This is a genomic window from Bradyrhizobium sp. USDA 3397, from assembly GCF_054060965.1.
Genome location: NZ_JBSSDS010000001.1, coordinates 6,362,451 through 6,381,348 on the forward strand (window position 1 = coordinate 6,362,451; position 18,898 = coordinate 6,381,348).

18 protein-coding genes are annotated in these 18,898 nt (G+C 65.3%); 9 read left to right on the forward strand and 9 right to left on the reverse strand.

Annotated features, from left to right (window positions below; all coding sequences use genetic code 11):
• Positions 1-108: 108 nt before the first annotated feature.
• Positions 109-1,320 (forward strand): NnrS family protein, encoded by a 1,212-nt coding sequence (locus ACVWYQ_RS29445; RefSeq protein ID WP_271543043.1) that lies wholly within the window; start codon positions 109-111, stop codon positions 1,318-1,320.
• 2 nt (positions 1,321-1,322) lie between these two features.
• On the opposite strand, the gene ACVWYQ_RS29450 is transcribed toward ACVWYQ_RS29445, so the two are convergent.
• Positions 1,323-2,351 carry an AraC family transcriptional regulator gene (locus ACVWYQ_RS29450; RefSeq protein WP_271543045.1) on the reverse strand — a complete coding sequence of 343 codons (1,029 nt, stop codon included), beginning with the start codon at positions 2,349-2,351 and terminating at the stop codon, positions 1,323-1,325.
• Between the two features lie 201 nt (positions 2,352-2,552).
• On the opposite strand from ACVWYQ_RS29450, the gene ACVWYQ_RS29455 reads away from it, so the two are divergent.
• Both ACVWYQ_RS29455 and ACVWYQ_RS29460 read left to right on the forward strand, forming a co-directional pair.
• Complete coding sequence (locus ACVWYQ_RS29455) at positions 2,553-3,161, forward strand: response regulator transcription factor (RefSeq protein ID WP_157286873.1); 609 nt, start codon at positions 2,553-2,555, stop codon at positions 3,159-3,161.
• Between the two features lie 179 nt (positions 3,162-3,340).
• The gene (locus tag ACVWYQ_RS29460) at positions 3,341-5,017 is read left to right on the forward strand and encodes a mucoidy inhibitor MuiA family protein (protein ID WP_271543048.1); all 1,677 of its coding nucleotides are present in this window, start codon (positions 3,341-3,343) and stop codon (positions 5,015-5,017) included.
• A 172-nt stretch (positions 5,018-5,189) separates the two neighbouring features.
• Here ACVWYQ_RS29460 and ACVWYQ_RS29465 read toward each other — a convergent pair whose 3' ends face one another.
• Genes ACVWYQ_RS29465 through ACVWYQ_RS29480 form a run of 4 tightly spaced genes read right to left on the reverse strand, consistent with a single transcriptional unit; the run spans position 5,190 to position 8,243 of the window.
• Positions 5,190-6,002 (reverse strand): heme ABC transporter ATP-binding protein, encoded by an 813-nt coding sequence (locus ACVWYQ_RS29465; RefSeq protein ID WP_157286871.1) that lies wholly within the window; start codon positions 6,000-6,002, stop codon positions 5,190-5,192.
• Entirely contained in the window at positions 5,999-7,084 is a 1,086-nt protein-coding gene (locus tag ACVWYQ_RS29470) for a FecCD family ABC transporter permease (protein ID WP_456726621.1), read from the reverse strand. The genes ACVWYQ_RS29465 and ACVWYQ_RS29470 overlap by 4 nt, the downstream gene beginning before the upstream one ends.
• Positions 7,081-8,031, reverse strand: a complete 951-nt coding sequence (locus tag ACVWYQ_RS29475) for a heme/hemin ABC transporter substrate-binding protein (RefSeq protein WP_271543052.1) — start codon at positions 8,029-8,031, stop codon at positions 7,081-7,083. Before ACVWYQ_RS29475 ends, ACVWYQ_RS29470 begins: the two co-directional genes overlap by 4 nt.
• 5 nt (positions 8,032-8,036) lie before the next feature.
• A complete protein-coding gene (locus ACVWYQ_RS29480) occupies positions 8,037-8,243 on the reverse strand; it encodes a hemin uptake protein HemP (protein ID WP_271543054.1) in 207 nt (68 codons plus the stop codon).
• A gap of 262 nt (positions 8,244-8,505) precedes the next feature.
• Between ACVWYQ_RS29480 and ACVWYQ_RS29485 the strand changes: the two genes are divergently transcribed.
• The 6 genes from ACVWYQ_RS29485 to ACVWYQ_RS29510 all read left to right on the forward strand — a co-directional run bounded on the left by ACVWYQ_RS29485 (position 8,506) and on the right by ACVWYQ_RS29510 (position 13,980).
• Positions 8,506-10,899, forward strand: coding sequence for a TonB-dependent hemoglobin/transferrin/lactoferrin family receptor (locus tag ACVWYQ_RS29485; protein WP_456726622.1), 2,394 nt, complete (start codon positions 8,506-8,508; stop codon positions 10,897-10,899).
• Positions 10,900-11,025: 126 nt separating this feature from the next.
• A complete protein-coding gene (locus ACVWYQ_RS29490) occupies positions 11,026-11,361 on the forward strand; it encodes an antibiotic biosynthesis monooxygenase family protein (RefSeq protein ID WP_456726623.1) in 336 nt (111 codons plus the stop codon).
• 29 nt (positions 11,362-11,390) lie between these two features.
• Positions 11,391-11,906 (forward strand): heme utilization cystosolic carrier protein HutX, encoded by a 516-nt coding sequence (hutX, locus tag ACVWYQ_RS29495; RefSeq protein ID WP_271543058.1) that lies wholly within the window; start codon positions 11,391-11,393, stop codon positions 11,904-11,906.
• Positions 11,907-11,929: 23 nt separating this feature from the next.
• Positions 11,930-12,706 carry a tonB-system energizer ExbB gene (gene exbB / locus ACVWYQ_RS29500; RefSeq protein ID WP_271543060.1) on the forward strand — a complete coding sequence of 259 codons (777 nt, stop codon included), beginning with the start codon at positions 11,930-11,932 and terminating at the stop codon, positions 12,704-12,706.
• A gap of 3 nt (positions 12,707-12,709) precedes the next feature.
• Entirely contained in the window at positions 12,710-13,150 is a 441-nt protein-coding gene (exbD, locus tag ACVWYQ_RS29505; RefSeq protein ID WP_271543062.1) for a TonB system transport protein ExbD, read from the forward strand.
• Positions 13,150-13,980: a TonB family protein gene (locus ACVWYQ_RS29510; protein WP_404546101.1), complete on the forward strand. Its 831-nt coding sequence runs from the start codon at positions 13,150-13,152 to the stop codon at positions 13,978-13,980. The genes exbD and ACVWYQ_RS29510 overlap by 1 nt, the downstream gene beginning before the upstream one ends.
• A gap of 53 nt (positions 13,981-14,033) precedes the next feature.
• On the opposite strand, the gene ACVWYQ_RS29515 is transcribed toward ACVWYQ_RS29510, so the two are convergent.
• From ACVWYQ_RS29515 to ACVWYQ_RS29530, 4 genes are all read right to left on the reverse strand, one after another.
• Complete coding sequence (locus tag ACVWYQ_RS29515) at positions 14,034-15,389, reverse strand: esterase-like activity of phytase family protein (protein WP_271543066.1); 1,356 nt, start codon at positions 15,387-15,389, stop codon at positions 14,034-14,036.
• Positions 15,390-15,530: 141 nt separating this feature from the next.
• Positions 15,531-16,430 (reverse strand): carbohydrate ABC transporter permease, encoded by a 900-nt coding sequence (locus ACVWYQ_RS29520; RefSeq protein WP_370100639.1) that lies wholly within the window; start codon positions 16,428-16,430, stop codon positions 15,531-15,533.
• Positions 16,423-17,379 (reverse strand): carbohydrate ABC transporter permease, encoded by a 957-nt coding sequence (locus ACVWYQ_RS29525; protein WP_035998865.1) that lies wholly within the window; start codon positions 17,377-17,379, stop codon positions 16,423-16,425. Before ACVWYQ_RS29525 ends, ACVWYQ_RS29520 begins: the two co-directional genes overlap by 8 nt.
• Before the next feature lie 122 nt (positions 17,380-17,501).
• Positions 17,502-18,842 carry an ABC transporter substrate-binding protein gene (locus ACVWYQ_RS29530; protein ID WP_057028022.1) on the reverse strand — a complete coding sequence of 447 codons (1,341 nt, stop codon included), beginning with the start codon at positions 18,840-18,842 and terminating at the stop codon, positions 17,502-17,504.
• Positions 18,843-18,898: the final 56 nt, after the last annotated feature.

The following is an 18,898-nucleotide window of genomic DNA, read 5'->3' on the forward strand; positions in this document are numbered from 1 at the left end:
ACCTGCAATCGCCAGGTAGTTTGCGTTAGCGCAAAACGAGGCGGCCCGGCGGCAGTATTTTTCCAAATAACGATCTGAGTAACGGTCTGAATTGATTGGAGTTGACCCATGGCTGGCGCCCGATCCCGCAACTTTGCGGGCTGGCCGCTGTTTGCGAACAGCTTTCGCCCCTTTTTCCTGCTCGCCGCAATCCAGGCGGCGCTGTCGATCCTGGTCTGGCTGCCGATGTTCTACGGCGAATTGTCGGTGAGCTCCGCGTTCGCGCCGCGCGACTGGCACATCCATGAGATGCTCTATGGCTTCCTGCCGGCGGTCATCACCGGCTTCCTCTTCACCGCCATCCCGAACTGGACGGGGCGCCTGCCGATCCAGAGCGCGCCGCTCGCGGGCCTGGTGACGGTCTGGCTTGCCGGACGCGTCGCGGTGACGCTGTCGGCGAATACCGGTTGGGCGTTTGCACTGGTCGTCGATGCCGCATTCCTGGCATTGGTCGTTGCCGCCGCGACGCGCGAGATCATCGCAGGCGGCAATTGGCGCAACCTGCCCGTGGTGGGGCTGGTGCTGGTTCTGCTCGCCGGCAACATCGCCTTCCATGTCGAGACGTATTACGCAGGCGCGGCCGACGTCAGCATCCGCATCGGCATCGGCGTGGTCATTCTGCTGATCAGCTTGATCGGCGGCCGCATCATTCCGAGCTTCACCCGCAACTGGCTGGTCAAGTTCAATCCCGGCCGTCTTCCGGTGCCGTTCGGACGATTTGACGGCGCGGTGATCGGCTTGAGCGCGCTGGCGCTGATCGCATGGATCACGGCACCGCTGAACATGATCACCGGCGTCGCGATGGCAGCAGTGGGCGTGCTGCATCTGGTTCGGCTTGCACGCTGGGCCGGCGACCGCACCACGCGGGAGCGGCTGCTGCTGATCCTTCATGTCGGTTATGTCTTCGTGCCGCTCGGCTTCATCCTGAATGCCGTCGCCGCCTTCGGCGAGCTGCCGCTGAGCGCCGGCATCCATGCCTGGATGGCAGGTGCGGCGGGAACGATGACGCTCGCGGTGATGACCCGCGCCAGCCTCGGCCATACCGGACAGGCGCTGACGGCTTCGCCGGCGATCCAGGGAATCTATGCTGCAATCATCATTGCGGCTCTGGCCCGGGTCGGTGCCGTCGTGTTGCCCGCGTATGGCGACGTGCTGCTGCACATCGCCGCCTGCGGCTGGATTCTCGCCTTCCTGGGATTTGCCCTCGCGTTTGGTCCGCTGCTCGCCGGCAGCGGGCGGCGGGCGCTCGCCACGATGGGCGTGCCCGCTCCGGCACGCTGAGGTCAGGCGGCACTCGCCGAGGGTGGCGCCGAGGAAGGCCGCACGCCCTTGCGCCACTCGGTGATGGTGCAGCCGAAGCGGCCGCGAAACCAGCGCGCCATTGCGCTCTGTGCGGAGAAGCCGAGCTGCACCGCGATGTCGGCCAGCGGCCGGGCGGGATCCTCGATCAGCTGGATCACGAGATCGGCGCGTTGCGCGTCCAGGATGGCCGAGAAGCTGGTGCCCGATGCGGCGAGGCGGCGGTGGATGGTGCGGCGGGTACAGGCCAGATGCTCGGCGACGCGCTCGACCGTGCAATCGCCGCTGGCGAGAAGGCTGCGCACCACCTCGTCGACCTTCGCCTCCCAGCTTGCCGGCCTGCTCTCGATCGCCTCGATCCGCTTGCGCAGGTAGTTCGCGATCAAGGGATGCGCGCTCGGGATCCGGCGCTCCATGTCGTGCGCCGACAGCAGGATCGCATCGTCATCAGCATTGAAAGTCACCCGGCAGCCGAAGAAGTCGCGGTAGCGCTTGCGGTCGAGCGGCGGCGGGTAGTGCAGATGCACCTCGAGCGGCCGCCAATCGCCGCCGAACAGCGACTGGATGATGCGGTGGACGCTGCCGAGGGCCATGTCGATCGACTGCCGCGGCGCGCGCGGCCGCCGGCCGCGCAAATGCAGCGTGATGGTCACGGTCCGCTCGTCACGCCTGACCTCGAGCCGCATGCCGTCGTGATGGATATGGATGAAGCGCGAAAACGCCTCGATCGCTTCGCCGACGGTCGCCTGTTCGCGCACGATCAGGCCGACCGCGCCGAAATTGGTGAGGCCGCCGCGCTCGGCGAGACGCAGGCCGAAATCCTCTGCACCGGAGGCCTTTGCCGATAGTTCGAGCAGGCGGCGCATGCCGGTGACGGCGATAGGGATGTTCGGCTGGTCGAGGCAGGCCAGCGGCAGCCTGACCTTGCGCATCATCTGGCTGGGGTCGAGCCCGGCCGACCGGGCGACCTCGGGGTAACAGCTCAAGCCTGCGCTGCGAATGAGGTCGGTCATGCAAACCGTTCCTGTCAGCCATTCCCGCAGATGTCCCGAAATGTAAAGTTTCTGTCCCGATCCGTCAAATCCAGGAACCGGATGGAACATACATAAGGGGGAAACCGAAGCACTGGCGTGAATGCCGTGCGCATGACGGCGGGCGCGACGGGGCCCCGGCCGTCTCGGGCCATTTGACCAAGACATTGCTGGATCGGGACTATGCCGGGGAACATGCTTTCCAAGGGCGAGGTATTCGTCATCGACACCGACGCCGCCTCCCGCGAACAACTTTCCGCCGCGCTCGAACAGAGCGCCTATGACGTGATCTGCTTTGCCGATGGTGCCTCTCTGCTCTCGGAAGCCAAGGCGCGGATGCCAGCCTGTGTGCTGCTGGAGATGCCGCCGGATCGCTCCGCTCTCGAGGTGCTCAGGCAGCTGCGCGAGGAGAATTGCATGGCGCCGGTGCTCGTGACGTCGGCGAATGGCAGCATCGCCATGGCGGTCGACGCCATCAAGAGCGGCGCGACCGACTTCATCGAAAAGCCGTTCCGCACCCACGACATCGTCAACCGGATCGATGCCGCCATCGATCAATTCGCGCAACCCGGGGCGATCCGGCAACGCTGGCTGCCGGGCTGTGAGCCTCTGACCGCGCGCGAAGCCGACGTGCTCGAGCATCTTGCCGCCGGCCTTACCAACAAGGAGATCGCCCGGCGGATGCATCTGAGCGCGCGGACCGTCGAAGGTTACCGCGCCGGCGTTCTGAAGAAGGCCGGCGCCAAGAACGTGACCGATCTGCTCCGGCGCATTTTCGGCCAGGGCTCTTAGGCCCAGGCCTGAAGCCGCCCGGACCACCGAGCGTTCCACAGACATGGTGCCGCCGCGGCGGCGCCCCACGGAAGTCTCAATCGAACCGGTTCCTTCCCTGCCGCGTCCAACCACAATGGCGAGGCATCTCATCGCGCGCGTCCGGCTGGCGGCGCGGCGATACCGGCAGGAGGGACTTCATGCGCATCACCGCAAGATATTTGGCAACCACGGGGCTGGTCTTGGTGACCACGGCGCTCGCATCGCCGTCATGGGCGGCCAACGTGGACGCCAATTCGACGATCGACACGGTCACCGTCTATCCCGATGGCGCCACCGTCACCCGCGTCATTTCGCTGGATCTCGCCTCCGGCGACTCGACGCTGGTGGCCAAGGATTTTCCGCTCTCGCTCGACCCGTCTTCCCTCCGCGTCGAAGGGGAGGCGGGCGCCAAGCTCACCATCGGCACGATCGATGCACGCCCGCCGAAGGCCGCGCCGCCGGTCAACCTGCCCGACCTCGACAAGCGCATCGAAGCGCTGAGGGATCAACGGGCCGATCTGCAGGGCGCGATCGATTCCGCCAATGCCCGGCGCAAGTTTGCGCAGCGTTTTGCTGAAGCTTCGCCGGCCGGCCTCGGCGAGAAGGGCGAGGCACGTCCGATCGCCGAATGGCGCACGGCCTTTGCGGCTGTCGCCGAGGAGGTCGCGACTGCGGACACCGCCATTCGTGAAGCCACCCGAAAACAGCGCGAGCTTGACCGCCAGATCGCGGAATTGGAAGCCGAGCGCTCGGCCAAGCCGCCGAGCAAGCTGGAAGTGCGGATCGACGTCGCCTCGGCCGCCGCGACCAAGGCGACGCTGCGCGTGACCTATACCGTGCGCAACGCGCGCTGGGTGCCGCTCTACGACGCCCGGCTCGACACCGGCGCCAAGGACCGCAAGCCGCAGCTCGAGCTGGTTCGTCGCGCCGAGGTCACGCAGTCGACCGGCGAGGACTGGTCGAACGTGACGCTCGGCGTCTCCACGGTCCGCATCAGCCGCGGCGGCAGTGCCCCTGAGTTGAACTCGCTGGTAGCGCAGTATCCGCAAGTGCCGAAGCCGCCGGCGCTCGGCACGACTTCGGATCTGGCCCGCCCCGCGCCAACCGTCCGCCAGCGTTCGGCGCAGTACGAGCCCATGTCCAAGGTCGCAGAAACGACCGAGCGGACCGACGAGCAACAGGCCGTCGCCGAGATGGGCGACTTCCAGGCCACCTTCAAAATTCCGGGCCGTGTCAGCCTCGGCGCGGCCGAAGGCGCCAAGAGTCTCCGCATCGCTTCCGTCAATGTTCCCGCCGACCTCGCGGTGCGCGCCGCGCCGGTGCTGGATCCGACCGCGTTTCTCGAAGCCAGCTTCAAGCAGGCGGACGACGCCATTCTGCTGCCCGGCAAGGTCGCGATCTACCGCGGCGGCGTCTACGTCGGCCGCGGCAACATCACCGCGTCCGCCAAGGACGACATCGTGCGGCTCGGCTTCGGCGCCGACGACAAGGTGAAAATCGAGCGCGCCGTGCTCAAGCGCAACGAAGGTTCGGCCGGCTTGCTCCTGACGACGTCGAAGACCGACGAGCGCGCGTTCAAGACCACGATCCGCAACGGCCACGACTTCCCGATCAAGGTCTCCATCGAAGACCAGCTGCCGGTCAGCGAGAACGAGGACATCGTCGTCGAGATGCTGCCCTCGAGCACCCAGCCCACCGCAAGCAACATCCGCGACAAGCGCGGGGTGCTGCAATGGTCGTTCGACGCCAAGCCCGGCGAGGTCCGCGACATCAACTTCGCCTGGCGCGTCCGCTGGCCGAAGGACAGGAACATGGTGATCGTGCCGGCGGGCTGATTTCCTGCACAGGTGGCGCAGCTTCACCTCGCCCCGCTTGCGGGGAGAGGTCGGATTGCATCGAAGATGCAATCCGGGTGAGGGGGTACAGGTCTCTCGACCATCTCGCGTGTGGAGAGAGGCCCCTCACCCCAACCCTCTCCCCGTAAGAACGGGGCGAGGGAGCGCACCTTCACCGTGGCGGCAGTTCAGCTTGCCCCGCAGCCCGCATCGACTGCGGCAGCACATAAGGCACGCCGTCAACCTGATGCACGTCCGCGTCGATCTCGAAAATATCCCGGATCCTCTCCCGCGTGACGACATCGGCACGCGGACCGTCCGCGGCGAGCCTGCCGCCGGCCAGCACGACGAGCCGGTCGGCAAAGCGGATCGCGAGGTTGAGATCGTGCAGGATCGCGATCACGGCGGTGCCGGCTGCCGCGCGGCGGCGCGCCGCTTCGACGAGGTCGATCTGGTGGCGCAGATCGAGGCTCGATGTCGGCTCGTCCAGTAGCAAGAGCCCGGGGCCGTGCTTGGCCTCGCCGCAGGCGAGCTGCACCAGCACGCGGGCGAAATGGGCGCGCTGCTGCTCGCCGCCTGACAGCGTCGGCAATTGCCGTTCGCGGAAATGAGAAAGCCCGACCTCGTCCAGCGCGGCGTCGACGAGCGGGCCGGCCTCGCGCAAGCTGCGCTCGCCCGCGCCCATCAGCACGATCTCCTCGACGGTGAAGGGGAAGGTGACGTTGATGTGCTGAGACAGCATCGCGCGGCGCGCGGCGAGCTCGCGCGGCGCGAAGCTGCCGATGTCGCGCTGCTTGAGCCGTACCTCTCCGGCGCTCGGGCGGAGATCGCCGGAGAGCAGCCGCAGCAGCGTCGACTTGCCGGCGCCGTTCGGGCCGATGATGGCGATCATCTCGCCGGCCGCAACCGTTAGGCTGACGCCGTCAAGCAATGTCGCGCGGCCGGCGCGCTTGCCTAAGTGTCGTGCTTCGAGCACTGCGGTCATAGCGCGGCGAGCCCGCGCTGCCGCAGCAACATGAAGAGAAAGACGGGTGCGCCGACGGCCGCCGTCAGGATGCCGATCGGCATCTCCGCGGGCGCCACGATGGTGCGCGCCAGCGTGTCGGCCCCGACCATCAGGATCGCGCCTGACAGCACCGAGGCCGGCAGCAGCAGGCGATGCGCCGGGCCGATCACGAGACGGAGCAGATGCGGCACGACGATGCCGACGAAGCCGATCACGCCGCTGATCGACACAGCGACGCCGGTCATGGCCGAGACCATCACGATCGAGATCCGCTTCAGGCGCTCGACGTCGACGCCGCCGTGAAAGGCGTCGGCCTCGCCGAGCACCAGCAGGTCGAGGCCGCGCGCGATGAAGACGCAGCCTGCGAGTCCGGCAATGAGCACCGGCGCGAGCACGGCGGCCTTGGTCCAGGTCGCGCCGCTCATCGAGCCCAGCATCCAGAACGTGATGTCGCGCAGCTGACGGTCGTCGGCGATGAATACCAGGAGGCCGATGCCCGCATTGGCGATCGCGGTGATGGCGACGCCGGCGAGCAGGAAGATCGCGATCGAGGTGCGCCCCGAGCGGCTGGAGATGCCGTAGAGGATTGCGGTGGTCGCCAGCGACCCCGCGAAGGCCGCCAGCGGCAACAGCTCGGTCTGGAGAAAGCGCAGCGCCTCGCCGAAGCGGGAATCGGTGAAGACGATCGCGCTCGCGGCTGCGAGCGCGCCGCCGCTGGAGACGCCGACCAGGGCGGGATCGGCGAGCGGGTTGCGAAACAGCCCCTGCATGATCGCGCCGGCCGCGGCAAGCAGGCCGCCGATCATCGCCGCCGCCGCGATCCGGGGAATGCGGATCGACCACAGCACGAGCTGGTCGCGGGCCGTCATGGCCGTGCTTTCGCCGGCCAAGCCCAGCGCGGATGGCAGCCGGGAGAGTGGGATGCCGGCGGCGCCGACCGTCAGAGCGGCGATCGCGGTGACCAGGAGCACCGCGAGCAGAAGGGGAATCGCGAACGATGCGGCCCGCCGTCCCGCGCTGTGTCGCGGGCTCCGTGCTTTGATCCCGACCGCTACGCTCATTGCCGGCAATTCGCCGTCGACAGCGCCGACGCGAACGCGCCGCCCTCGGCCAAGGCCGGGTAGAGCTTGACCGAGAGATCGCGCGCCGCCGCCGCGGTGCGCGGCCCGAAACCGAGCAGATAAAGCCCGTCCATGGCAATGAAACTTTTGTTGGCCGCGACCGGCGTCAGCGCAAAGCCGGGATGCGTGTAGACTGCATCGGCCTGCAGCGAATCCTTGCCGCGCTCGATCGACAGCACGACATCGGGCTTTGCGGCCACGATCGCCTCGTCGCTGATGACCTTGTAGCCGTCGTAATCCTCGACCGCGTTGGCAGCGCCCGCGAGCTGGATGATTTCATCCGCCGCGGTCTTGTGGCCCGCCACCATCGCCCGCCCGTTCTGGAGCGACATCACGAACATCACCCGCACCGGCTTCGTTACCTTGGCGCGCAGGGCACGGAGCTGTGCAAGATCGGCGCCGACCGCGGCGCTGAGACATTCGGCACGCGCATCAACGCCCATGGCATGGCCGACCAGCTTGATCTTCTCGATCAGGCCTTCCTCGGAAAAGGTCTCGGGCACCAGCACCAGCGGCACCTTCGCCGTCTCCAGGATGTCCATGGTCTCGCGCGGGCCCGAGCCCTGGATCGCCAGGATCAGCGTCGGGTTGAGACCGAGCACGCCTTCGGCCGAGATCTGGCGCACATAGCCGACATTCGGCTTGTCTTGCAGTGCCGCCGCCGGATAGAGGCTCGTTGTGTCGACGCCGACCAGCCGGCTTTCCAATCCCAGCGCATAGAGGATCTCGGTGATGGCGCCGCCGATCGACACCGTGCGGGCAAAATCGGTAACAGTGACGTCGCGATTGCGCGCGTCATGCACGGTGATGCCCGCGGCGTGCGCAGCAGACGCGAACGCGAGTCCGCCGGAGAGCAGGAGACGGGCGAGGGTGCGGCAACATGTCATTGCAGTTACTTCGTCAGGATCAGCTTGTTCTGCGAGGTCAGGCGGAGACGATAGCTGTCCTCGCCATGCGCAATGATGATCTCGCGCTCGGCGGCAAACAGCTCGCGGCTGTCGATGCGGCTGCCGCGCATGGTGAGAGTTCGCGTTGCTGCAGAAGGCCTTTGTGCCGGTCCTGCCGCGCTGCCGCTGCTGTCTCCTGATGTTGCTGACATTGTCGGTGTGATGCGCTTTCGAAAGCTGGGGTACCGCCCGTTTGTACAGGTGGCGCCAAGCGCATTCCAACCGTCGCAGTTTACAATCGATATAAACTGTAACCCGATGTCATTGACCGTCAGAGTGTTGCCACGTAACCATTTCCGACAGCGGGGAACTCGCCCGCCTCTTGAGACAATCAGCCAGCCAGTCGCTCGCGTTGCGAGCGCGCGCCAGCCAGACGACATCAAAAACTAAAGTGAAGTGCAGGCTGGGGCTGGTATGGCTGACGGGGCTAGGTATTCGCGCGCCCTGATTTTGGGCGCGTCGGTGGTTTCAATTGCGGCAATGACGGCGGAGGGCAGTCTCGCGCAGACCGCATCGCCGCAGAGTGAAAACGCGTCGTCGGAAAAGCCAAAGCAGACCAAGCGCAAGCAGGCGCCCCAAGTTGCGCAGCAGGCCGCGCCCGAGGTGATGAACGCCCGCGCGCAGGCGGGCGGCGCCTCGCCGGTTCAAGTGCTCGACACCATCACGGTTGCGGCGACCAAGACAGAAGAGCGAGCCGTCGACGCACTTGCGCCGGTCAGTGTCGTGACGTCCGAGCAGATCGAAGCCCGTCAGGCCAGCACCGTCGGCGATCTTATCTACAACGTTCCCGGCGTATGGGTTCAGCACCGCGGCGACGAGCCGTCGACCTCGATCAACATCCGCGGCCTTCAGGATTTCGGCCGTGTTGCCGTCGTGGTCGACGGCGCGCGGCAGAACTACCAGCGCACCGGTCATTTCGCCAATGGTTCGTTCTTCCTCAATCCGGAACTGATCAGCGGCATCGACATCGTGCGCGGCCCGACCGCGAACATCTACGGCTCCGGGGCGATCGGCGGCGTGGCCTCGTTCCGCACCAAGGACATCGAGGACGTTGTCCGCGTGGGAGAGCGCTGGGGCGTCGACGTGAAAACCATCCTCGGCAGCAATTATGGACGTGCGCTCGGCTCGGCCTTCGGCGGCGTGCACGTCAATCCGAATGTCGACGTGTTCGCAGGCGGCACCTATTCGACGCAGGAGAGCTACAAGGACGGTACCGGCTACGAAGTCGCAAACACCGGCAACCGTCTGAGCAGCGGCATCGCCAAGCTGACGGTGCGGCCGGCGGACGGTCACGAGGTCAAGCTCGGCGCCATCTTCCAGGAAGACATCTACAGCCTTGGCCAGCCGCCGCGACGCGCGGGCGATCCCAATTCGACCAATGCGAACGGTACGAACAATCTCAACGGCACGTCGATCTACGCCTCCAACGTGAAGAATTACACCACGACGCTCGGCTGGAAATACTCGCAGCCGGATGATCAATGGTTCGACTGGGATGCGAAGATCTACTGGAATCGCACCGAGAACGATCAGGTCAAGACGAGACATACCAGCACGACCCCGTCCGTTTATTGCGGCGGCGTGCCGGGCAATGCCGTTTCGGGGTGCATCGGGAGCAACCGCGGCTATCTGCTCGATACAATCGGTGTCGACGTGCACAATACGACGCGGTTCGACACTGGAAGCTGGCGTCACGCGGTGACATACGGCCTGGACGCCTTTCAGGACAAAGTATCTACGCAGGATAGGACGGGTACCGCCGAAGTGACGACGCCCGGCGGCCAGCGCACGGTGTCTGGCGGCTTCGTGCAGTGGCGGGCGAACTACACTTCGATGCTCGAGGTGATCGGTGCGCTCCGTTACGACAATTATCAGCTTTCCTCGGCGTCCTCGTCGTCGGGCGGCGATCGCCTCTCGCCGAAGATCACGGTTGCTCTCGTTCCGACCGCGGTCGTGACCCCCTATGCCAGCTACGCAGAAGGCTACCGGGCGCCCTCGATCACGGAGACGCTGGTGAGCGGGCCGCATGCCGGCGCGACGGTCAACGACTCGTTCTTCCGCTGTCCGTCGGGCACGCCGGGACCGGGCGCGGATTCGACCTTCTGCTTCGTGCCCAATCCAAACCTGCGCCCCGAGGTCGGCAAGAACAAGGAGATCGGCTTCAACATCAAGAAGAACGATCTGTTCACGGCAGGCGACACGCTGCGCGGCAAGATCAACGTGTTCCGCAACGACATCAGCGACTTCATCGACCAGGTCGCGTACGGAAACCCGCTCGTGGTCCCGACCGGGCCGCCACCGGCACCATCGATCACGGTGCTCCCGTTCCTACAGTATCAGAACGTGGCGTCCGCGCTCATTCAAGGCGTCGAGGCCGAGGCGATGTATGACGCGAACCTGTGGTTCTTCGGCCTCTCCGGGACCTATCAGACTGGAAAAAATCTCCAGACCGGATTCGGTCTCTACAGCATTCCGCCGCAGAAGATCACGACGACGGCCGGCGTGCGTCTGCTCGACCGTACCCTCATCCTTTCGATGATGTGGACGCCGGCACTCGCCAATTACGACATCCCCCGGACCTACACGCCGGCAACGTCGTACGACCTCGTCAATCTCTACGCGCAGTATCATCCGACGCCGGATCTCACGCTCAACTTCTCCGTCGAGAACCTCTTCAACCGCTACTATCGCCCGTACGCCATTCCGGTCGGCAGCACGGGCGACACGCAAAACGACGTGAAGTGGGCGAGCGCCGGTGCTGGGCTCGTGATCAAGGGTGGTCTCAAGTTCCACTTTGGCGGCACCTGAGGGAGACACCGGAGGTTATGCCTTGCCGATCTCGAAAGCCACGCTGATGCGTCAGCGTGGCTTTCGACCCGTTCTGAAATATCCGATCGGCAACTGCCGATTTACAAGTCACAGGAGAAAAGTCGAATGTTCATCGCCATGAATCGCTTCCAGGTGAAGCCCGGCTCGGAAGCCGCGTTCGAAACCGTCTGGCGGACCCGCGAGTCTTATCTCGGCAGCATGGCGGGGTTCGTCGAATTCCATCTGCTCAAGGGGCCGGTCGCCGAGGACCACACGCTGTACTCCTCGCATACGGTGTGGGTCGACAAGGCGGCTTTCGAGGCCTGGACACGATCGAAGGAATTCCGCCGCGCTCATGCGCGCGCCGACAACAAGACCGGCGAGAGCCTCTATCTTGGTCACCCCAAGTTCGAAGGCTTCGAGGTCATCATGACCGAGCGCAAGGCGAGCGCGGCGGCCTGATCGCGGCCGATGACGAAAGGAAGCCGGACATGCTGAGCACCGATCTCGCCGATCTCAAGGCGCATATGGCGGACAATCCGGGTGCCGTGATCGAGGACGTCGCGCGCGAGCGCAGCGTCACGCCGCGCGCGGTGATCGAGGCGTTGCCGCCGTCAATGGTGCGCATCGGGAGCGGCGAACATTTTGCCGCCGCCATGCAGGACATCGCGGAATGGGGCGAGGTCACGCTGATCGTCCACACCGATGATGCGATCTTCGAGTTCACCGGGACCGTTCCCGCGGGCGAGATCGGCCGCGGCTATTTCAACCTGATGCAGCCAAAGGGCCTGCACGGCCATCTCCGTCACGAGCGCTGCGCGGGAATTGCCTTCGTCGAGCGGCCCTTCATGGGCAAGTCCTCGGCCTTCGTCGCCTTCGTGAACGCCGACGGCGGCATCATGTTCAAGGTCTTCGTCGGCCGCGACGAGACGAGGGCGCTGCGGGCGGATCAGCTGACGCGATTCCGGCAGCTTGCGGACCGGATAGCGGCGAAGCCTCCGGCGTAACTTCCATTTGTCGGGAGATCAGGATGCAGAGCAATTCCACGCTTCGCCATGTGATCCTTGCAAGCGCACTGGCGCTCGTGCCGGCACCGGCGCTTGCGATCGACGCTGCGCTGTTGCCGCGCAATCTGTCGCCCTGGGGCATGTTCCTGGGTGCCGACATCGTCGTGAAGATCGTGATGGTCGGCCTCGCCATCGCCTCGCTGGTCACCTGGACCGTGTGGCTCGCCAAGACCATCGAGCTGCGTCGCAAGGCATCGCTTGCTCTCGAGCGGACGCGTGCGCTCGAGGGCAACATGACTCTGGCCGAGGCATCCGCGCGGGCCGGCGACGCGCGCGACGCGGTCGCGCAGCTGATCCAGTCCTGCGCCAGGGAGGCCGAGCTCTCCGGCGGCATTCTCGACGACCGCCTGCAGGAACGCGTCGCGTTACGGCTGGAGCGGGTCGAAGCGGCGATGTCCAGGCAGATCGCGCGCGGCACCGGCGTGCTCGCGACCATCGGCGCCATCGCGCCGTTCGTCGGTCTGTTCGGTACCGTCTGGGGCATCATGAATTCGTTCATCGGCATCTCCGAGAGCCATACCACCAGCCTTGCGGTGGTCGCGCCCGGCATTGCAGAGGCACTGCTAGCGACGGCGCTCGGTCTCGTCGCCGCGATCCCGGCGGTCGTGATCTACAATCATCTCGTCCGTGGCATCGCCAATTACCGCGCTTTGCTCGGCGACGCCTCGGCGCAGCTGATGCTGCTGGTGAGCCGCCAGCGCGACCACGGCCATTTCCGTCTGGCCCGGGCGGCGGAGTAGGCCATGGCCGCCAGGCTCGGGACATCGAAGCTCGGCTCGCGCGGCGAGGCGAGCGAACTCGAGGTCACCCACGAGATCAACGTCACCCCGTTCATCGACGTCATGCTGGTGCTGCTGATCATCTTCATGGTGGCGGCGCCGCTTGCCACGGTCGACATCGGCGTCGATCTGCCGGCAACGGCGGCCGAGCCGGCACCGCGGCCCGACAAGCCGGTCTTCGTCACCGTCAAGCCGGACCTTTCGATCGCTGTGGGCGAGGATATCGTCGCTCGCGACGCGCTTAGCACCTCGCTCGTCGCCGCCACCAAGGGCCGCAAGGACGAGCGCATCTATCTGCGCGCCGACAAGGCCGTGTCCTATGGCGACCTGATGGAGGTGATGAACACCTTGCGCAACGCCGGCTATCTCAAGGTCGCCCTCGTCGGGCTCGACGGACGCAGCTGATGGCCGCGAACGCCTTTGCCTTGCATCAGCCGCTTGACGAGCGGGAGGGCGCGCCCTGGGGCGCCTCGGCGACGATGATCGTGGCGTTGCATCTCGGCGCCGCGCTGCTTGCGATGAACTTGCTGAAGCAGGTGCCGGACGAGGGCGTCAACCTGCCGGCCATCCTGATCGACATGACGCCGGAGACGTCGGCACCGCGGTCGATGCCGCTGGACATCGCGCCGGGACCGACGATGCAGCAGGCGGATGCGTCACCGCCCGAGCCGGTGCAGCAGCAGGCTGTCGAGGAAATGATCCCGCCGACACCGCCGCAGGAGCAGCCGGATGTGGTGGCTCCACCGGAACAGAAGCTCGAGCCGAGCCCGCCGAAGCCCGAGCCTGCGAAAGTGACTCCCGTGGAGAAGTCCGCCCCGGCGAAGCCCAAGGCGGTGCGCCCCGACGCCCGGAAGCCGTCGGATGCGCTTCCGGCACCGCGCACCAGCGCACCGCCGCGCGCGGAGCGTGAAGCCCCGCTGGCGTCCGCAGTGAATGCAGGTTCAGTAGCATCGATGATGGCGACTTATAACCAGCGGGTCCGCGCGCATCTCATGCGGTTCCACCAATACCCGAAGAGCGCAAACGGACAAAATGGGATCGTGACGCTGAACCTTGCCCTCGGTCGCGGTGGGCAAGTGTTGTCAAGTCGCGTGGGCGGCTCATCGGGAGTCGCAGTGCTCGATGCTCAGGCCATGGCCATGGTGCGTCAGGCCCAGCCATTTCCGCCGGTGCCGCCCGAGATCACCTATGCGACCATGCACATTAAGATCGGCGTGAAGTTCGATGGCCGATGATGGCACGACTTCCTCTCCCGCGAAATGCGGGAGAGGAAGGAATGGCGGAGTGCTCACTTCGCCTTCAGGAAATCCGCAACCTCGAGCAGCACGAATTCGTTGTCGTCGGCCTTGTTGGGATCGCGGCTGGAGGAGAACGGCAGGTTGTTGTCGTTGCCGACGATGATGTGGGTGTCGTCGACGCGATCGACGTTCTCGATGGTGAAGAACGGGAAAGTGTAGACGCCGTCGTTGAGCGGCTTCTTCGCCTTCTTGTCGGGATCCCTGATCTTCATCAGGTCGATATAGCCGATCTTGCGCACGGGCTTGCCGACATTGGCGTCGGTCAGCTCGATCTTGTAGACGCGCTTGAACTTGGCGAGGTCGGGGAAGCAGTTCTCGCCGCGCTGGCCCTGCGGGCAGGCCTTGTCGGCGGTGCCTTCGCCATTGTCGCGCTCGATGACGAGGCCGGAGGCCTGGTCGATCATGTTGAAGTCGCCGATGGCGTTGCCGTTCTGCTCGAACACATAGTGCCAGTAGCGGCCGGTGAATTTCTCCGCAGCGACGTCGAATTCGAGGATGCGCGAGGCCTCCTTGCCGTCGACCTTCTCCCAGTCCTTCTTGTCGGCATCCCACAGCGGTCCCTCGAGCAGGCCGTAGAGGAACTTGCCGTCCTTCGACGCGGCGAAGCCCTCATAGCCCCGGGAGCGGCGGAGATTGACATTGGTGTAGGTCGCGCCCGGCGCGGCCGGCGTCCCCACCGCCCAATTGTCGGGCGAGCGCACCGGCTTGCCGTCGGCGACCGTATCGAACACGCCGAGGATTTTGCCTGACTTGTCCGCCTTCAGGACGTAGGGGCCGAACTCGTCGCCGATCCAGAAGGTGTCGCCGACGATCTGGAAACCTTCGGTGTCGAAATCGGAGCCGGTGAGATAGCGCTTCTGGGTGTCCTCATGCACGATGCGGAAGGGGACGCGTCTGTCGGGGTCGTGCAGGAAGATGGTCTCCAGCCGCTCCATCTTGCCGCTGGCCCAGTCCATCTTGTAGCGGTTGAGGTACAGCATCGAATCCGGCGAGTTGGCGCGCGCGCCCATGCCGTTGTCGGTGAGGACCCAGAACGTGCCGTCGGGCAGGGTCTTGATGCCGGAATGGCCCTGCAGCGGCTGGCCCTTGAACGGCAGCGACACGCCGGTCGGACGCTCGAAGGACTTACCCATCACGGTGCCGAGCGCGTCGACCCGCTTGCCGGTGGTATATTTGCCCGCCGCCTTGAGATCGGCGGGGGCATCAGCCGGCGCCTCGATGAAGGTTTCGGCCGGCATCACCGCGTGGCCGGCGAGCTTGGCGGGAAATTCGCCCTCGCTCTGCGCGAGCGCTGTGCTCGCGGTGAGGATGATCGTGGCGACGGTGCAAAGAAAGGTCGCGCGCATGTGCGTCTCCTGTTGGCGGACGCAACGCTTATGCGGATCGCATGTTGCAGTATTGTGAAGCCGGGCCAAAGGCCGCAGCGCTCTTCGCCTCTCCCCGCCTGCAGACCGTGAGAACGGGGAGAGGGGGACGAGAGAGCGGGGCTACTCCTTCACCGCACCCGTCAGCGAGGACACGTAGTAATCCACGAACAGCGAGTAGAAGATCGCGACCGGGAGCGAGCCAAGCAGCGATCCCGCCATCAGCGCACCCCATTGATAGACGTCGCCGGTGACGAGCTCGGTCAGGATCGCGACCGGCACGGTCTTGTTGGCGCCGCTCTGGATGAAGGCGAGGGCGTAGATGAACTCGTTCCAGGACAGCGTGAAGGAGAAGATGCCGGCCGAGATCAGCCCGGGCACGGCGAGCGGCAGCGTGATCCGGCGCAGGATCTGCAGGCGCGTGGCGCCGTCGACCAGCGCGCATTCCTCGAGCTCGTAGGGAATCGACTTGAAATAGCCGATCAGGAGCCAGGTGCAGAACGGCACCAGGAAGGTCGGATAGACCAGGATCAGGGCCAGCGGCGAGTCGAACAGGCCGAACTGCACCACCACGGTGGCGAGCGGAATGAACAGGATCGACGGCGGCACCAGATAGGCGAGATAGATGCCGAGGCCGACATAGGGGCTGCCGCGGAAGCGCAGGCGCTCGATCGCGTAGGCCGCCAGCGTGCTCGCGATCAGCGACAGCGTGGTCGAGCCGATCGCGACCAGCATCGTCGTCTTCAGCCATTGCGGATAGGCGGTGTTGAACAACAGATGCTTGATGTGCGCCAGGGTCGGCGAGGAGATCCAGAACGGGTTGTTGTCCCGGTAGTTCATCAGCTCCGCGTTCGGCTTGAACGAGGTGATCGCCATCCAATAGAACGGAAACAGCAGGATCAGAACGAAGCAGCCGAGCGGCAGATAGATCATCATCAGCCGCCGCAGCCCGGAATCCCAGGCCATGGTGTCGGGCGGCGCTTTTGCGTCCGCGACGGTCGATTGCGCGGCGGTTTCAGTCATTGGCCTCTCCCTGCTGCCATTTGCGGCGCGCCAGGCCGAAATAGGAGAACAGTGTCGCGAACACCAGGAACGGGATCATCGACACCGCGATCGCCGCGCCTTCGCCGAGCTCGCCGCCGGCGATGCCGCGCTGGAACGCCAGCGTCGCCAAGAGGTGGGTCGAGTTCACCGGACCGCCGCGGGTAATGGCGTAGACCAGCTGGAAGTCGGTGAAGGTGAAGATGATCGAGAATGTCATGACGATGGCGAGGATCGGCAGCATCATCGGGAAGGTGATGTAGCGGAAGCGCTGCCAGGCGCTGGCGCCGTCCAGCATCGCGGCCTCGTAGAGCGAGGGCGAGATGGTCTGCAAGCCGGCCAGCAGCGAGATCGCGACGAAGGGAATGCCGCGCCAGATGTTGGCGGCGATCAGCGAGAACCGCGCCGGCCAGGGCGAGCCGAGGAAGTCGATATTGCTGTCCCGCCAATGCAGCACGTCGACCAGGAGGTAGGAGATGATCGAGAACTGCGGATCGTAGATCCACCAGAATGCCAGCGCCGACAGCACGGTCGGCACGATCCAGGGCAGCAGCACGATGGCGCGCAGCAGGCTCTTGAACGGGAAATGGTTGTTGAGCAGCAGGGCGAGCCAGAAGCCGAGCGCGAATTTTCCGAAGGTCGCCACGGCCGTGTAGAACACGCTGTAGAACACCGCGTTCCACCACAAGGGGTCCGTGAGCAGGTACTGGAAATTCTCGATCCCGACATAGATGCCGCGGCGGCCGATCGTGGTGTCGGTGAAGGCGAGCCAGACGCCGAGGCCGAGCGGATAGGTCAGGAATACCGTGAGCAGCCCGAGCGCGGGCGCGAGGCACATCACGATCAGGAACGGCTTGTAGTCGAACAGGCGCACGATCCAGTTCGGCTGCCGTTGCGCCAGTGCGTGGGAGGAAAGGGTGGTCACGGACATTAGTGTGTTGTCCTGTTCTAGGCTTTCACGTCGTCATTGCGAGGGAGCGAAGCGACGAAGCAATCCAGACTGTATCTGCGGAGAGTCTCTGGATTGCTTCGCTTCGCTCGCAATGACGGTCTCTACCGCTGTCGCCGGAAGTAGCGTTTGCAGCGTTGCTCGGCTTCCGCAGCTGCGGCTTCCGGCGTGGCGGCGCCGGTGGCGACGGACGCGCACATCTGAATCAGCACGTAATCGGCGCTGACCGCGCCGGTCGCCGTCGAGATCGGCCCCTTGTAGCCGTCATAGTAAGTGCTGTTCATCGTGTTCTTGAACAGGCTCACCTTCGGATCCTGCGACCACACGGCGGCCTCGGCATAGGCGGCCAGCGGCTGCGACCAATAGCCGGAATTGGCGTTGAGCCACGGCTCGTATTGGTCCTTCTCCAGCATGTATTGCAGGAAGGCCTTGGCGGCATTGGGGTACGGGCTGTGCTTGAACACCATGGCGTTCAGCGTCAGGCCCGCCATCGGCGAGACCTTGGCCAGGCCCTTGGGCAGCAGCTGATGCTCGCTGTCCTCGGCGATGGCCTTGGTGGCCGGGTCGTTCTTCAGCGAGAAGTACAGTGAGACGCCGTTGGCGGTCAGCGCGATCTCCTGCGAGGAATAGGCCCGGTTGTTGCTGACGTCATTCCAGGACGGCGTGCCGGCGATGAAGGTCGGATACAGCTCCTTGACCCAGTTGAGCGCGGCGATCGTCTCCTTGCTGTTGATGGTGACGTTGCCCTCCTCGTCGAGCAGCGAGGCGTTGTGCGACCACAGCGCCCAGTTGGCGAAGCCGTTGCCGTCGCCCTTGGCGTTGCCGAGCGCGAAGCCGGCCGGCTTGCCGGCCTTTTGCAGCTTGCGGCAGAGGTCGAGCACGCCGGCATGATCTTCCGGAACCTTGTCGAAGCCGACCGATTGCAGGACCGACTTGCGGTAGATCAGGGGACCTGCGGTGGCGCCGAACGGCAGTCCGATCCAGGACTCGCTCTTGTTCTTCTTGCCGTAGCGTTGCGCCAGCGGCAGCCAGCCGCCGTACTTCTTGCCGAGATAGTCGGCGACGTCGGTGAGCTCGATCAGCTTGTCGATGTAGATGTGAGGCGCGTCGGAGAAGCCGATGATGATGTCGGGGCCGGCGCCGGAATTCGAGGTCACCGCGGTCTGCTGGTTGATGTCCTCCCAGCCGACGAAGTCGACCTTGACCTCGACCCCGGTGTCCTTGGTGAACTTTGCCGCATTGGCGCGGAACACGTCCTCGTCCGCCTGGACAAAGCGCACCGGGCGCAGCATGCGCAAGGACGCGCCCTTTTCGATCTCGCGCTTGGGTGCCGGGACGTCGGCAGCCTTGATAGCGGATGTTTGCGCTGCAGCACCGGTGGCCGCGAGCGTTGCAGCGGACAGGCCCAGCGCCAAGGCATCACGACGTGTGATGTCGTTCCTCATCAGTACCTCCCTATGATGTCTCCCTTCCCGGCGTTGATCGCCGGTGAAGGGCCGTT